This is a genomic window from Paraburkholderia dilworthii (assembly GCF_000472525.1).
In the GTDB taxonomy this organism is placed as follows: Bacteria; Pseudomonadota; Gammaproteobacteria; order Burkholderiales; family Burkholderiaceae; genus Paraburkholderia; species Paraburkholderia dilworthii.
On sequence record NZ_AWZT01000014.1, the window covers coordinates 43761 to 57663 of the forward strand.

The window sequence follows — 13903 nt, forward strand, 5'->3', positions numbered from 1 at the left end:
ATTATTCTTCTAAGCAAATATGCGAAATTTTGTTGGTTGCGTGCGTCGTGAAAAAGGCGATACGGGTATCATCGGGCGCACGAACCATCTGAGCGCTCACCATGAAGATCGACGAAATCGACGCCTACGTCACCGTTATTCGCTGTGAGTCGCTACAGCAGGCAGCGCTCTCGCTCGGCCTCACGCAACCGGCCATCACGCGTCGTCTGCAGAATTTCGAGGAAGCGCTTGGCGTCGAATTGCTAGATCGCAACACGCGTCCGCTGAAGGCAACGGCAACTGGCCGGGTCGTCTACGAACAATGCCGGGTGATTCAGCGCGAACTGGACGTGCTGCGGGAGATGGTCGCGACCGATACGCCGCCCATCGGCACGCTGCGCGTGGGTGTCGCGCAGACCATCGCCGACATCGCGCTCGGCGAAGCGCTGCGCGCGGTCAAAGCGGCCTACCCCGATTTGCAGGCGCGCGCGTCGACCGGCTGGGGCAGCCAGTTGCTGCAACGACTCGAAAACGGCGAACTCGACGCCGCCGCAGTCCTGCTGCCCGCGAACAAAAGTTTCCACGACACGCTGTCGGCGCGCTCGCTTGGCCGCATCAAACTGGCGGTGGTCGCGCGCAAAGGCCTGCTGAAAAAGCGCGTGCATAGGCTCGCGCAGTGCCAGTCGACCGGGTGGGTGTTGAATCCTGATGGCTGCGGTTTTCGCGACGGCCTTCAGCGCGCGCTAACGGGCCTCGGTCTCGCGCTGAAGCTGAATCTGGAAACGCTCGGCACCGAGCTGCAATTACAGCTTGTCGCAGATGGCAACGGCCTCGGGCTCGTGCCGGTGCCGCTGCTCAATGCCAGCGCTTATGCGGATAGGCTCGACGTCGTGAGCGTCAGCGACTTCAAGCCGCTGATCGATATCTGGCTCGTGCATCCGCGCGTGCTCGGCAAATTGCAGCAGCCGGTGGAACAGTTCGGCGCAGCAATCGAGCGGCAGTTCAAGGAGGCGCGCGCGCAACGCGCCGCTTGAAAGCGCGCCGCGCGCCGTGGTACTCGCCGTGGTACTCGCCGTGGTTGCTGGCTGTCGTCGCTGGCTGTGTTTCTCGCCCCGGTTGCCGCCCTCGTTACTTGCCCTCGTTACTCGCCCTCGTCGTTGGCCATGTCTTGCAAAGCAAAAGCATCGCGGGCTGCACCACCAACATCAAATCACATGAAATCCATGTGTGCCGTCGCGAGCCAGTTGCGCGACGAGCCCATACTCCCACTCGAGATAGGCGTTCATCGCCTCACGCGCATTATCGGTGCCTTCATACGGACGCCGATAACGGTCGATGCGCGCTGACGCCATCCGCGTCTCGCCGTTTTCCACCGGCAAGCCAGCTTCGATCCACGCAGCCGTGCCGCCCGTCAGCACGCGTACCGGCTTGCCGGTCAATGCCGCCACCTCGGGCGCGGCGAAGCGCGCGAGCAGACTGCTGCCGCATGTGAGCACGTAGCGCTCGGCGTGCGGCAGCTTGTGCAGCGCCGTCTTCAGTTCGCTGCGGATCGCGAACCACGCGCCCGGAATATGGCGCTTCACATAGTTCGCGCTACTCGTAAAGTCGAGCACGATCGTGCCAGGCGACTGAAGCAGCGCGGCCAGTTCCGCGGGCGCGATTTCATCGGCGTCAGGCGGCTGGGACGCAAGGCGCGCAGCAGGCGCCAGGCCTTTTTCGGCGAAGTCGGCGGCGGTCAAACCGTCCACCACGTACACCTCGATGTTCATTTGCGCGAGCCACGACGCGGTCATGTTCGCGCGCACGCCGTCGCTATCCGCGAGAATCACACGCGCGCCGCGAACCGGTGCGAACATCTCCGTTTCCTGCACGAGCTGGCCGCCGGGCGCGGGACGAAAGCCAGGCACGTGGCCCGCTTCGTATTCCTCCGGCGTGCGCACGTCGAAGCGGTACACGGTGCGCACCGCTTCATCGGCCCAGCGGCGCGCTTCGTCGCGTGACGTGCGCCCCACTTTCGCGCGGTCCGCGACCGCGCGCGCGCCGTCGGCCGCAACGAGACGCAGCGCATCGTCGACGACGGGATGCGGCCGGCGTGAACTGCCGTGCGCGAGCGGCTGTCCGGCAAGCGTCCAGCCCATCGTGCCATTGCGCAGCGCGGCGACCGGATTCGGCACGCCTGCGTTGATCAGCGACTGTGCACCGATAATGCTGCGCGTGCGCCCCGCACAATTGACGATGATCCGCGTCGTGGGGTCCGGTGCGAGTTCGCGCGCGCGCAGCACCAGCTCCGCTCCCGGCACGCTGATGCTGCCGGGAATATTCATCGTCTGATATTCATCGAAACGGCGCGCGTCGAGCACGACCACGTTCTCTTCGCGATCGAGCAGCGCCTGCACCTGCTGCGCCGGCAGCGACGGTGTGTGACGCACGCTGTCCACGAGTTCGCCGAACGCCTTGCTCGGCACGTTGACATCCTGGAACAACTCGCCGCCGGCCTTGCGCCAGCCTTGCAAGCCACCTTCGAGCAGCGCGACATCGGTGTAGCCGACGCTCTCGAGGCGCTCCCCGGCACGCGCGGCGAATCCTTCGCCGTCGTCGAGTACGACGATCGGCACGTCGCGGCGCGGCAGGCGCACCGGTGCATCGAGTTCGAGCCGCGACAGCGGAAGGTTCGCGGCAAACAGCGGATGACTGCGCGCGTGCGGGTCTTCCTCGCGCACATCGACGAGCGCGATTTCCTCGCGTTCGAGCAGTGCGCGGCGCACATCTGCATAAGATCGGGTACGGAAATCTTTCACTAAAGTCATGGGATCGGAGACTCCTTCGACACATTCCAGATGTTCGGCAACACGTCGTTCGAGTAGCCGGACACAAACGTTTTGCGGCCAGTGCCGCCAGGATACACGGAACGGCTCACTGCGCCGATATTTCCACCGTACACGTGAATGCTGATCGACGTACGGTCACCAAATGCGTTGCTCACGCGATGAATATCGCCGACGCGCGGCGACACCGCATCCACAGCGCCGGTGTCGAGGCGCCGAGGCGGACCCACTTCAACGACTTCGCCGTGGGCCGCGACACGGTAATGCTGCGCAATTTCCGCGCCACGCAGCACCCCGATCAAACCCCATACCGTATGGTCGTGCACAGGCGTCGCTTGCCCCGGTCCCCATACGAAACTGACAATCGAAAAACGCTGCCGGGAGTCCCCGTGCAAGAGGAATTGCTGGTAGCGCTCGGGGTCGGGCCGCGCGAAAGCGTCGGGTAGCCAGTCGTCGTGAGCAATCAGTTCGCGCAGCGCGGCGCCGCCCGCTTCGAGCAGCGGGGCTTCGGGCGTTTCGGCGTCGACGAGCGACGCAATCCGGCCCACGAACGCACGCAGCCGGTCCGGCCTCAGGTTCTGACTCATCGGTAGTTTTAAAGGATAGTTCGGAAGATTGACGCGCGGGGACGGGCGATGCGCGTCGCGCACCTTCGGCGAGCGCCGCGTTGCAGGTAGCGGTCCAAAGCGGTGCAACTTCGACACGCCGCTCGATCCTCGCGTGCACGATGTCGCCGCGCGATCGGGGCGCTGCGATCGAACGTTGCGCCATCCTGGAAGACGCTCAGTTCAGTTCAGCACGTCGGGCTCCGCTTCGACGAGGCCTTCCAGCAGGCTCTGAAACGCGAACAATGCGCCGCTCGCGCGGCCGACCTGCTCGTGAGTAAGCGTCGCGACGTCGTGTGGAATGGCTTGCGGCGTGCCGGCTGCTTCGGCGAGCAGTTGCGCGTGACAGGCGCTGTCGAGCGCGATGTACCACCATGAGGCCGCCTCGACGCTCGGACCCGCCGTCAGAATGCCGTGATTCTTCAGAATCACGGCCTTGTGCTGGGCGAGCGCCGCCGCGATGCGCGCGCCTTCGTCGGTATCGAGCACGACGCCGCGGAAATCGTCGAACAACGCGTGGTCCCGATAGAATGCGCATGAATCCTGCGTCAGCGGATCGAGCATGCGGCCGAGCGTAGACCACGCCTTGCCGTACAACGAATGTGTGTGCGCCGCCGCGACGACATCCGGACGCGCCTCGTGAATCGCCGCATGAATCGCAAAAGCCGCCTGATTCACGGGCCCGTCGCCGACTACGATCTCGCCTTGCGCATTCACGAGCAGCAGGTCGGAAACGCGAATGCGGCTGAAATGCTTGCCGAACGGATTCACCCAGAAGTGGTCGGGCCATTGCGGATCGCGCGCGGTGATGTGACCGGCGAGCCCCTGATCGAAACCGTACCGCGCGAACAGACGAAACGCGACCGCGAGCCGCTCCTGCCGATAACGGCGTTCGGCAGCGACGCCTTCGCGCGGCGGCACGTCGTCGAACCAGAATTTGCGCAGCGGCGCGTGGCGTTTCAATGCCGATGAGTCGTCTGCGAGCGCTGGGTTTTCGACGGTCAAACGTGCGTGGGAAAGATTGGTCATCGCGTCTCCGTTACGCGGCCACGGTTTTGGCGGTGTGGGCCCCGTCAGCACCATCGGCACTTTCGGCACTCTCCGCTCCCTCGGCGCTGCGAATGCGTGCGATCCGTTCGCGCGTCGCGGGGATCAACGCGCGGCCGTAGTCGATCGCGTCTTCGAGCGGATCGAAGCCACGCACGAGGAAGGTCGAGACGCCGAGCGCGTAGTACTCGGCGAGCGTCGCGGCGACCTGCTCCGGCGTGCCGACCAATGCGGTCGAGTTCGAACGTCCGCCGATTTCTTTCGCGATGCCGGTCCACAGGCGTTCGTCGGTGCGATCCGAGTCACCGGATGCCGCGAGCAGCCGCCGCGCGCCTTCGCTTTGCGCGGGCGCGCCGACGCCGAGTCCTTGGGCTGCGCGCAGCCGTCTCGTTTCAGCGAGGATGTGATCGGCGCGCTCCCATGCGGCCGCTTCCGTCGCAGCGAGAATCGGCCGGAACGATACCGAGAAGCGCACGGTGCGTCCGTGCTTTGCGGCTTCCGCGCGCACGCGCGTCACCTGCTCGCGCACTTGCGCCTTCGATTCGCCCCACAGCGCGTAGACATCGGCATGACGTCCGGCAATTTCGAGCGCGGGTGTCGACGCGCCGCCGAAATACACCGGAATGTGCGGCTGCTGCACCGGCTTCACTTCGGACAAGCCCTGTTCGAAACGATAGTACTGGCCGTGGTGATCGAACGGCTTCGTCTCGGTCCAGATGCGCCGCAGGATATGCAGATACTCGTCGGTGCGCGCGTAGCGTTCATCGTGGGAGAGGAAGTCGCCGTCGCGGCGCTGTTCGGCGTCGTCGCCGCCCGAAATGATATGCACGGCGAGACGGCCGCCCGAATAGTGATCGAGCGTTGCCAGTTGCCGCGCGGCGAGCGTCGGCGCAACGAAGCCCGGACGATGCGCGAGCATGAAATGCACTTTGCTCGTCACGCTTGCGGCATGCGCGACGGTGAGGAGTGCATCGGGGCTCGTGGAATGATGCGGCACGAGAATGCGGTCGAAGCCCGCCGCCTCATGCGCGCGGGCAAACTGCCCGAGGTAGCCGAGATCGATAACCGGCCCTTGCGGCGCATGCGTTTCCGACACCTTGCGGGTCTGGATCATGCCGATGAATTCGATGGACACGCGAGTGCCTCCGTGAATGGTTGCTGCCCGGCGGGCGGTGGCATTGCACGCTGAATGCAGTGCTCTGTACGAGGCGTTCAAGGTAGCAGCGCGCCATGCGCTTGTTAAATATTGATCGGCGATATCTATATCGAACTTGCATGTAACGGCGTCGGTTCACGCAAAGGTCTGCGTTGCGTTACGCGGCCTCACGTGGACAAACCCTTTCGAGAACGTGGACATCGCGCCGCCGCGAGCAGAAAGCCGGAAGCTTTGGGAGAATGCCCCATCGCGTGAAAGCGCCAGAAACAGCAAGCGAACAGACAATGATTCCCTTTTCGGTCCTCGACCTCTCGCCGGTCATCGCAGGCGCAACGCCCGCGGATGCCTTCAGGAACACGCTCGACCTCGCGCAGCATGCAGAGCGGTGGAATTACCGCCGCTTCTGGCTCGCGGAGCATCACAACATGACCGGCATTGCGAGCGCGGCCACATCGGTCGTGATCGGTTATGTGGCAGGCGGCACGAAGACGATCCGCGTCGGCTCGGGCGGCGTCATGCTGCCGAATCACGCGCCGCTCGTGATCGCGGAACAGTTCGGCACGCTGGAGTCGCTCTATCCTGGCCGGATCGACCTGGGCCTCGGCCGCGCGCCCGGAACGGACCAGAGCACCGCTCGCGCGCTGCGTCGCGATCTGCAAAATAGCGCGGATTCTTTCCCCGACGACGTCGCCGAATTGCAGCGCTATTTCGCGGATCCGGTCTCGGGCCAGCGGATTCGCGCGGTGCCCGGTGCGGGTTTGCATGTGCCGCTGTGGCTGTTGGGGTCGTCGCTTTTTAGCGCGCAACTCGCGGCCGCGCTCGGCTTGCCTTTTGCGTTCGCGTCGCATTTCGCGCCGGATTATCTGCTCACGGCGTTGCAGGTGTATCGCTCGCAATTCCGTCCATCGGAAACCCTCGACAAACCGTACGCGATGGTCGGCGTGAATCTCTTTGCAGCCGATACCAATGATGAAGCGCAGCGTCTTTTCACGTCGCTTCGGCAGCAGTTCATCAATTTGCGGCGCGGCACGCCGGGGCAATTGCAGCCGCCGGTCGAGCGGCTCGCGGCTTCGGAAATGGAATTGAACTCGGTTGCGCATTCGCTCGCATGCACGGCGATCGGTGACCGCGATGCGGTGCGCGAAGGGCTGAAGTCGATCATCGATCAAACGGGCGCGGACGAATTGATGCTCACCGCACAGATCTACGATCACAAGGCGCGGCTTCGGTCGTTCGAGATCGGGGCGGAAATTCGTGGGGAACTGGCTGGCGGAAGGTGAGTCGCAGGTGAATGAAAAAGGGCGGCGCAAAACTCGCGCCCTTCCTTTTGGAAAACCCCTCAGGTGCAGTTCTCTGCTTTCCAGCGCCCGTATGGAGAGGCGCGATTACTCGCTTTCTTCACAAAGACGATTCGTATTCGATCGCTTACATGCAAGTCTTCGAACTCCATGCGGCGAACCGGGCGGTCTTTATGGCAATGCCGTGCCAATCGGTTGGGTCGCAGTGTTGCACCATATACGCTGAAGTTGATCTGTGATTACCGCAAAATCATACTCAGTCACGGTCAACGAAGAACGCCCCCGACGTGTACCCGTGTCTCGCTTGAGTTCCTCGGAAAGCCATTACGGTGTACCCGAACACCGCTTCGGTCGTGCCTCCGCAACGCATTAGCGTTATGTCGAATTTGTCATGCGGGTCTTAGGCGAGCCTCCTAGGCTTGGTAATTCTCGAACTCCCAACTTGCGAAACGGCTGAGTTTAATAGCAAGAGCCGACCAGTTTTCTGCTGTGAAACGATTGATCCGATTCTCCAGATACGACTGAATCATTGCCCAGTTGTATTCAAACACTATCAGCAAGTTTTGACCCAGCATGGCTGTCTTCCCAGCATTCTCCCTGCTTAGCCAGCCGGGAGTGCAGACCGTCATTTGGAACAGGTCAGCGGCATCGCGCCCTTCCGCTCCGATCCGGAGTGTTATCGGGAAGGAAAAACAGCTTTCATCTTCCGGCCAGTATGTTGCAAAGTCGACGTCTGGAGAGTCGACTGACTTCAGTTCGGCACGCATAGTTCTTCCTATGGAAGTATGTTCAGGTGGCCATTATTTTGCCATTCGCCGCTCGGGACATTTCTTGATTGATAATTTGCCTGCACCCCAGTCGTGGCATAGGGGCTGTCCTTCGCGCTTGGTGACCTATATTGCCTCAGCCCGTCTTTGCTAATCAATATTGAATCGTCACGACTCGAGGATCGGTAGTCCGGGCCTAAGAACTCTTGGGCCAGAGCGTCGGCGTCTGCGGCAGTTCCCTCACCCAAATTGAAATCCCCTTTGGTGGAACGCGCATCCTTCAACATGCCGATTAGTTCCCCAAGCGTCAGTTGCGACGGCACTTCCGCACATTGCTTCGCTTCAATTTCAGGCTTGAGCTTCTCGATCAAAATCACAGCCGGATCGCTTGTCGCTAGCTGGTATATCGTCCACGCAAAACGCACCGCCGTAAGGGCGGCTTCCCAAGGGGCGACGACCGGTACAAGAGGTGGTTCTGCGTTTGCCGCCAGCGCCTTGACCCAACCGAGAAAATTAGCCGGCGGTCCGACCGGAGTTACTCTCGTTGTAGTTCGATATCCACCGGTCTATTTCGTCGTCGCTGATCGACACCTCCGGCCCATTGTAGGCGCTTACGACCCCGCGTCGCGACATCAGTCGGCCGTCGGGTGAGTAGCCGAAGTCGACCTTCAACAGACGATGGACGTTACCGTTTAGAGGCCCAGCCTACTCGTCATACCAGAAGCTCTTAAGCCGACCGCGTGGGTCGTAGGCTGGAAGTGCAATGCCACCGCCGGGAACCTTAATCTGGACGGCTCGGTGTGCCGAATCGCGCACCGCCACCGTGTAATAGTTTCCCGCAGTGCGGTTGTTCATCTGACGCATATTGCCGGTCGCATCACGCGAGAGATACCATTCTTCCTTTAGCGCCCCGTCTTGGTAAATCTGTGCGTAATTGAGTTGATTGGCGGAATCGTAAGCAAAGCCGTAGCTGATTCTCTGAACACCGTCGGACGTCGCAGCGAAACCGCTTTCGCCAGTAAGGTCCTTTGTTGACCACTCGCTGAAGCCGGTCATATTCGATTGTGCATCGTAGGTAAATGCACGCACCCATCCAGGCGACGCGATCATTGACGGACGCAGACCATATCCATCGGCGTAACGAACCGAAGTAATCGTCGTTCCATTGAGGCCAGTATGCGCCGAGCGGGTCGGTCGGCCGGCGTCGTCGTACGCCGTCGAGCGACCGACTCCAGAGACGCCCGTCTGCGATAACAGATTGCCGGTCGCGTCCCATGTCGAACTGGCTGTACCGGCTGCCGAACTCGTCGCCGTTGGCCGAATCATGTTGCCGATCGACGCAAAGCTCATGCTGAGGGCCTTATCGCCGTAATTCACCAGAGTTCCGTCGTTGCCGTAGGCAAACGACACGTTGCGCGTGGCATCCGGGTGGGTCACTGCGTTGGCGCGACCCTGCGCGTCGTAGGTCCAGGTGCTGATGGGTGTGCCGGTCTCGTCAATGACGCTGGTCAGCGCGCTTGTAAAGCGCGAATCTGCATAGGCATAGCGCCTGACATTGCCATCGGGCCAAGTAATGGAAGTGAGATTGTTATTGCTGTCGTAACCGTACTGCGTGACACCCCCCGTTACGTCGGTCATCTTCGTGATTCGCCATTTCGCGTCGTAGCTGAGACGAATCGTGATATCCCAGAAAGAATTCGTGTTCGGTGCATGTTCGGTGATACCAATCAGCAGGCCGGGGGATGGCGCGATGTCTGGGGCCGTATTGGAGTCGCTGTAGGTCAGCGTTATCACCTGGCCGCCGTGAACATTCACGGAGAGCAGCACACCCTGCAGCGAATACGTTTCAACGGCCCCTGTGGCGAGGTCCGTAAGTGCCCATGTCGACGGACCTTGGGAAAGCGAAAACAACTTACTATCGCTCGCACGCCACGCGCCGCTCGATTTGTCGAACTTCACGATATCGCCATCTTCACGGGATGCAGTGATCTGCGGCGGGCTGCTGTTGACTTTCGCCAAGCCAAGCTGACGCTGCCAGTTATGGCCCCAACCAGGCCCAAAGCCGGCATCGGGTTTATAAAGTCCGCGCGACCGGTATGCGGCTGAAAACCACAGGTATGTCGTCCCCGCTGACGAAATCAGTCTCAGTGACAGTGGTCGTCCCGCTATTGGGATTGACAGGGTCGGCAACTGGACATGTTGCATCCGTCTGCGCCAGGTCCGGCGGGGCACCGCACCATCGCGTGATCCTCGCCGGTTCATTGACGCAGTAATGATTTGACAGATTAATTGGCGTGTTGCTCCACGCGTTCGCGAAGCACGCGGAAGTTCCTTGTATGGCGCCCGACCTGACATACAGCGGAGCGCAAACACCGTCTCCACTTTCGGCGTTTGCGCCAATCGCTGTCAGCAGCAGCGTGAAGACGGCGAACAGACGGCACAGCATGCCGACTGGGCCGCTTCGCAGCGTTCGATTTTTCATTTTTCTCCTTTTGATTGTTTGTTAAGCTTGCGAAAGCGTAAGCACTTTTAAGGAGAATGAATTATTTTGGAATCCGACGATTCCGAAAACTCTGATTGCGTTGACGTGGGGCATGCCGGCTTTAGCGGGATTAGCCAACGCAGTCGATCAGTAAATTCTGACGGTATCGCGGGCACTTTTCCCCACAAACTCGCCTGCCCGCGCCGGTCATCAATTGCGGGCATTGCTGTGCGGGGCAACGCGAATAGGCTATCAACTCAAATACCGGCGTTCTCCAGACTTTTGGCTGAGTTCTCCGATTTCCTCTTAGATGCGGCGCAAGCGGATCGCCTGCGTCGATATCCTCGCCCATTCACCCGCAATGGCACTCTGACGTTACCGCGCATGGCCGCGATCATGATGCCTGGCATGTGTGCCAGCGTGCAGGCCGAACTGACGGCCTACTTGGTCAACTCGGCAACAGTGGCGGGCTCACCCGCGCTCAGCGCTCAGGCGTCCAGCATCAGATAAATCCCGAAACGGTGCAGTTAATACGCCACCGCCATTCTTTTCCACCGCTTTATTTGCCAGTTTCAATCCGCTGCAGCCGCTAGCTCAACGATTCACTTGCACCGCCGCCAGCCCATCGAGCAGCGCCTTATGAAACGCTTCCGGATCCTGCATCTGCGGCGCATGGCCCAAGTCGGCGAATTCAACCAGCGTCGCGTGTGGAATGGCTTTCGCCGCAGCCTTGCCCAACTCCGGATAGTGGCCAATCTTCGCGCGCACCTCGGGTGACGCCGCGTCCTTGCCGATGGCGGTCGTGTCCTTCTGGCCGATCAGCAGCAGTGTCGGCATCTGCAACTGGCCGAGCTCGTACACCACCGGCTGCGTGTAAATCATGTCGTAGAGCAGCGCCGAATTCCATGCGACGATCTGCTTACCCGGTCCCCGGTACATGCCCGCGAGCATCTGCACCCACGGTTCGTAGGCCGCCCGCCATTGGCCTGCGTAATAGGTCGACTGCTCGTAGCGGCGAATGCCGTCGGCGGTGGTCTTCAACTCGCGCTGATACCACTGATCCACCGACAGCGACGGCACACCCTTAGCCTTCCAGTCCTCGAGTCCGATCGGATTCACGAGCACCAGTTGCTGCGTCTCACGCGGATACATCAGCGCATAGCGCACCGCGAGCATGCCGCCGGTCGAATGGCCGATGATGGTCGCGTCCTTCACGCCGAGCGATTCGAGCAGCGCATGCGTGTTGCGTGCGAGTTGCTGAAAACTGTACTGATAGTGCTCCGGCTTGCTCGACTTGCAAAAGCCGATCTGATCCGGCGCGATCACGCGATAACCGGCGTCGCTCAAACGATGAATCGTCGTCTCCCACGTCGCCGCGCAGAAATTCTTGCCGTGCAGAAGCACGGCCGTGCGGCCGTTGGCGTGCGTCGGTTTCACGTCCATATACGCCATATGCAGCGCAGCGCCTTGCGAAGTGAACGGGTACTGCTCGACCGGCGCCGGATAGTCGAAGCCCTCCAGTTCGGGACCATAGACTGGGCCGGCATTGCCGTCGGGCCGAGGAGCCTCGCGCGCGGCGCTGGCAGACGCGACTGGTGAAACAACGGCCGACGCCGTCAACGGAGAAGCCGCGGAGGCGGCGCGAATCGCAGCCGGTGCAATGCAGAATGCGGCGGCGCTCAATGTGGCAAGTGATGTGGCGAGCGATGAAAAGCGGCGAAAGCTCATGGACATTTTTTGCATACGGTTGAAGTACGTTCGGAAGCCCGCCGCAAGCACGCGCGGGGATTGCGAACCGGCCGCGACGATTCTACGACGCTCATCGCAGCCGCGCAGCGGCGCACGCAATGCTGAGCGCGGCCAAGCGCGCCCGCAGTGGCACGCATATTGCACGCCGGACCTCGCAGACTATGTGTCGTGCCGCACAGAGCGCGGGCGCGCCGGGGTCGATCGTTCACAGTTGTACGCAAGGCGGCTAGCGCACGACAAACGTCGCCCGCGCGAGGCGATTCGGTGCTAGAACTACGGGACGGGCTCGCCAGCGCAGCGGCCCCGCGGTGAGATTCGATATGCAGAGCCGGGTGACCGGCATCAGCGGGGAATAGTAGGCAGTAAGTTAAGCAGCAACCAATTGCATGGCGCGGTAGAGGGATTGCATGAGACTGGCGTAAGCGTTGAAGCGCCAACTCCGGTCGACCGCGATAAAACTGCATGGGACCGGAGTAAGCACTAAACCGCCAACTCCGGTCGACCGCGATAAAACTGCATGGGACCNGAGTANNCNCTNAANCGCCAACTCCGGTCGACCGCGATAAAACTGCATGGGACCCGAGTAGACGCTGAAGCGCCAACTCCGGTCGACAAAGGAGACGGACATGGATACTCCGGCACGGCTGAACGACCTGCAACGCACCACCCTCGCCATCGTCCTCGCCGGCGGACGAGGCACGCGGCTCGGGCCGCTCACCAACAAGCGCGTCAAACCGGCGGTGCATTTCGGCGGCAAATTCAGAATCATCGACTTCGCGCTGTCCAATTGCCTGAACTCCGGCATCCGGCGCATCGCCGTCGTCACGCAGTACAAGGCGCACTCGCTGTTGCGCCATCTGCAGCGCGGCTGGGGCTTCCTGCGCGGCGAATTCGGCGAATTCATCGACCTGTGGCCCGCGCAACAGCGCGTGGAAGGCGCGCACTGGTATCGCGGCACAGCCGACGCGGTATTTCAGAACCTCGACATCATCCGTTCGATACGGCCGAAGTATGTGGTCGTGCTGGCGGGCGATCACATCTACAAGATGGACTACACGCGCATGATTGCGGACCACGCCGAAAGCGGCGCCGATTGCACCGTCGGCTGCATCGAGGTGCCGCGCATGGAAGCGGTGGCCTTCGGCGTGATGGCCGTCGACGAAAACCGCCGCGTGACCGGCTTCGTGGAAAAACCCGCCGACCCGCCGGCGATTCCCGGCCGCCCGGACACCGCGTTGGCGAGCATGGGCATCTACGTATTCAGCGCCGACTACCTGTACGCGCTGCTCGAAGAGAACATCTCGAGCGTGGATACCGATCACGACTTCGGCAAGGACATCCTGCCGCGCGTCGTCACGCAAGGCACCGCGATCGCGCATCCGTTCAGCATGTCGTGTGTGTCGTCGGACCCGAACGTCGAGCCGTACTGGCGCGACGTCGGCACCATCGACGCCTATTGGGCCGCCAATCTCGACCTCGCCTCCACGATTCCGACGCTCGACCTTTACGACCGCAGCTGGCCGATCTGGACGTACCAGGAACAACTGCCGCCCGCCAAGTTCGTGCGCGACCTGAAGGGTCTGCAAGGCTCCGGCAACAATCTGATCGTATGCGGCGGCTGCGTGATTTCGGGTTCGCAGATTTCACGCTCGGTGCTGTCGTCGAATGTGAAAGTGAGTTCGTTCTGTAACATCAATGAGGCAGTCTTGTTGCCGCAGGTCACCGTCGGTGCAAGTTGCCGCTTGCAGAAGGTGGTCGTGGACCGCGGCTGCGCGATCCCGGACGGGACGGTGATCGGCGAGGACCCAGCGGCCGACGCCGAGCGTTTCTATCGCACCGACGACGGCGTCGTGCTGGTCACGCCCGAGTCGCTGCGTCAGGACGCGACCTGACGCCTGCCGGCCGCACGCGCCTGCCTTGGCCGTGGCTTCGCCCGGCCTGGCGCGCGGCCCGCATCGCGATGCATTGCTTTCCGGCTATCACCCAAGGAACGAG

The 13903-nt window shown here is 61.8% G+C and carries 12 protein-coding genes; 4 read left to right on the plus strand and 8 right to left on the minus strand.

Going from position 1 to position 13903, the window contains the following annotated elements:
- Positions 1–101 precede the first annotated feature (101 nt).
- On the plus strand, positions 102–1013 hold the full coding sequence (locus tag F759_RS0114715; protein WP_027800523.1) for a LysR family transcriptional regulator: 912 nt from the start codon (positions 102–104) through the stop codon (positions 1011–1013).
- A gap of 171 nt (positions 1014–1184) precedes the next feature.
- Here the strand turns inward: F759_RS0114715 and F759_RS0114720 are convergent, their stop codons facing one another.
- The 4 genes from F759_RS0114720 to F759_RS0114735 form a co-directional block, all read right to left on the minus strand.
- Entirely contained in the window at positions 1185–2786 is a 1602-nt protein-coding gene (locus tag F759_RS0114720) for a rhodanese-related sulfurtransferase (protein WP_027800524.1), read from the minus strand.
- Positions 2783–3391: a cysteine dioxygenase family protein gene (locus F759_RS0114725; RefSeq protein ID WP_027800525.1), complete on the minus strand. Its 609-nt coding sequence runs from the start codon at positions 3389–3391 to the stop codon at positions 2783–2785. The genes F759_RS0114720 and F759_RS0114725 overlap by 4 nt, the downstream gene beginning before the upstream one ends.
- A 201-nt stretch (positions 3392–3592) precedes the next feature.
- Entirely contained in the window at positions 3593–4438 is an 846-nt protein-coding gene (locus tag F759_RS0114730) for a class II aldolase/adducin family protein (RefSeq protein ID WP_051377271.1), read from the minus strand.
- A 10-nt stretch (positions 4439–4448) separates the two neighbouring features.
- Entirely contained in the window at positions 4449–5591 is a 1143-nt protein-coding gene (locus F759_RS0114735; RefSeq protein ID WP_027800527.1) for an LLM class flavin-dependent oxidoreductase, read from the minus strand.
- A 305-nt stretch (positions 5592–5896) separates the two neighbouring features.
- Here F759_RS0114735 and F759_RS0114740 point away from each other — a divergent pair, with 305 nt between their 5' ends.
- Positions 5897–6892: an LLM class flavin-dependent oxidoreductase gene (locus F759_RS0114740; protein WP_027800528.1), complete on the plus strand. Its 996-nt coding sequence runs from the start codon at positions 5897–5899 to the stop codon at positions 6890–6892.
- A gap of 431 nt (positions 6893–7323) precedes the next feature.
- Here the strand turns inward: F759_RS0114740 and F759_RS37770 are convergent, their stop codons facing one another.
- The 3 genes from F759_RS37770 to F759_RS0114755 all read right to left on the minus strand — a co-directional run bounded on the left by F759_RS37770 (position 7324) and on the right by F759_RS0114755 (position 9696).
- Positions 7324–7677: an immunity 8 family protein gene (locus F759_RS37770; protein ID WP_051377273.1), complete on the minus strand. Its 354-nt coding sequence runs from the start codon at positions 7675–7677 to the stop codon at positions 7324–7326.
- 8 nt (positions 7678–7685) lie between these two features.
- On the minus strand, positions 7686–8054 hold the full coding sequence (locus F759_RS0114750; protein ID WP_152530638.1) for a hypothetical protein: 369 nt from the start codon (positions 8052–8054) through the stop codon (positions 7686–7688).
- Between the two features lie 328 nt (positions 8055–8382).
- A complete protein-coding gene (locus F759_RS0114755; RefSeq protein WP_027800530.1) occupies positions 8383–9696 on the minus strand; it encodes an RHS repeat protein in 1314 nt (437 codons plus the stop codon).
- Positions 9697–10225: 529 nt separating this feature from the next.
- Here F759_RS0114755 and F759_RS42145 point away from each other — a divergent pair.
- Positions 10226–10669: a hypothetical protein gene (locus tag F759_RS42145; RefSeq protein ID WP_152530640.1), complete on the plus strand. Its 444-nt coding sequence runs from the start codon at positions 10226–10228 to the stop codon at positions 10667–10669.
- 84 nt (positions 10670–10753) lie between these two features.
- Here F759_RS42145 and F759_RS0114765 read toward each other — a convergent pair whose 3' ends face one another.
- Positions 10754–11893, minus strand: a complete 1140-nt coding sequence (locus F759_RS0114765) for an alpha/beta fold hydrolase (RefSeq protein ID WP_027800531.1) — start codon at positions 11891–11893, stop codon at positions 10754–10756.
- A gap of 641 nt (positions 11894–12534) precedes the next feature.
- Here F759_RS0114765 and glgC point away from each other — a divergent pair.
- A complete protein-coding gene (glgC, locus tag F759_RS0114770; protein WP_027800532.1) occupies positions 12535–13800 on the plus strand; it encodes a glucose-1-phosphate adenylyltransferase in 1266 nt (421 codons plus the stop codon).
- Positions 13801–13903 lie beyond the last annotated feature (103 nt).

Excerpts from the sequence above, each read along its gene's own strand:
- F759_RS0114715 (WP_027800523.1), top strand. The coding sequence starts at position 102 with ATGAAGATCGACGAAATCGACGCCTACGTCACCGTTATTCGCTGTGAG.
- F759_RS0114720 (WP_027800524.1), bottom strand. The coding sequence starts at position 2,786 with ATGACTTTAGTGAAAGATTTCCGTACCCGATCTTATGCAGATGTGCGC.
- F759_RS0114725 (WP_027800525.1), bottom strand. The coding sequence starts at position 3,391 with ATGAGTCAGAACCTGAGGCCGGACCGGCTGCGTGCGTTCGTGGGCCGG.
- F759_RS0114730 (WP_051377271.1), bottom strand. The coding sequence starts at position 4,438 with ATGACCAATCTTTCCCACGCACGTTTGACCGTCGAAAACCCAGCGCTC.
- F759_RS0114740 (WP_027800528.1), top strand. The coding sequence starts at position 5,897 with ATGATTCCCTTTTCGGTCCTCGACCTCTCGCCGGTCATCGCAGGCGCA.
- F759_RS37770 (WP_051377273.1), bottom strand. The coding sequence starts at position 7,677 with ATGCGTGCCGAACTGAAGTCAGTCGACTCTCCAGACGTCGACTTTGCA.
- F759_RS0114765 (WP_027800531.1), bottom strand. The coding sequence starts at position 11,893 with ATGTCCATGAGCTTTCGCCGCTTTTCATCGCTCGCCACATCACTTGCC.
- glgC (WP_027800532.1), top strand. The coding sequence starts at position 12,535 with ATGGATACTCCGGCACGGCTGAACGACCTGCAACGCACCACCCTCGCC.